Consider the following 1,047-nt stretch of genomic DNA (forward strand, 5'->3'; position numbering starts at 1 on the left):
AGCCTGCTCGCGATAGCGGTGTGACAGTCGACATTGATGCCGAATGTAAAACCGTCATCGCGAGCAGGCTCGCTCCCACACTGGATCTGCGTCATTGCAGGCGCCGGTTATTACTTGCCAAGCGCCGCCGCCAGCAGCGGCGCGGCCTGTTCATCCGTCAACGCAGGGTGAATCTCCATGGCCAGCAGGTCGCTCCATTCGAGCACCCATTTCTGTATCAGTGTGACATCACTGGCTTCTGCAACACCAAAACCGGTCATGCGTCCTACGGCATGCCAGCGTCCCAGCATCTTGACGCCTGCGGGTGGGGCTCCGCCTGTCTTGAGAAAACGTTCGATTGCGCTATTACGACGTTCCGGAGTGATTGACCAACTGACGATGTAGAGCATCTGCCACCTCCTGTCAGGGGCTGGCACCGGTTTTTCTCTGCGCGCACAAGGTGGGTGCCGCGACCCTGGCCACGCATCTGTTTTTCAGCGCCTCCCTCGGCTGACTTGATCGACAGCTCCCATGAGAAGGCATAGCAGCCTGCTGAACGGGGCGTATGACCGCTGATCTTCTTTACCGCCTCAGCAACAAATCCCGGGCACTACACTATTCGGCAAGGCAGGTTTATGTTGGGTCATCGAGGTCATTGAAGAGGAGATCCGTCATGCAAGGTTTTCTGGTGATTTTCTTTACTCAGCAAAACCGCCGTCATCACGGAAAAATGCTCGGTGACTGGCTCATTGATCTGGCAAAGGAAATGGGTCTGCACGGGGCCACTCTGGCAACCGGTATCGAAGGCTTCGGGCATTCCGGGAAACTGCATTCCGCGCATTTTTTCGAGATGGGCGATCAGCCCGCCGAGATCCGCCTGGCGATTACCGAAGAAGAGTGCACTCGCCTGTTCGAGCGGCTCGAGGCCGAAGACATTGCTCTGTTTTACATCAAGGCGCCGGTTGAATTCGGAATCGTGGGCAAAAGGGCCGAGCCGTCCGGCCACGAGGGTTGATAACGCTGGCCGAGCCAGGAAGGCGCCGACGTCTAAACTCAGCGGTGTAGCCC

2 protein-coding genes are annotated in these 1,047 nt (G+C 57.6%); one reads left to right on the forward strand and one right to left on the reverse strand.

Annotated elements, in window-relative coordinates:
- Nucleotides 1-110: 110 nt before the first annotated feature.
- Complete coding sequence (locus AC1DH9_RS29725) at nt 111-389, reverse strand: DUF3303 domain-containing protein (protein WP_103316019.1); 279 nt, start codon at nt 387-389, stop codon at nt 111-113.
- 263 nt (nt 390-652) lie between these two features.
- Between AC1DH9_RS29725 and AC1DH9_RS29730 the strand changes: the two genes are divergently transcribed.
- The gene (locus AC1DH9_RS29730; RefSeq protein WP_427542923.1) at nt 653-994 is read left to right on the forward strand and encodes a DUF190 domain-containing protein; all 342 of its coding nucleotides are present in this window, start codon (nt 653-655) and stop codon (nt 992-994) included.
- Nucleotides 995-1,047 lie beyond the last annotated feature (53 nt).

It is taken from the genome of Pseudomonas sp. 05T35, assembly GCF_056396605.1.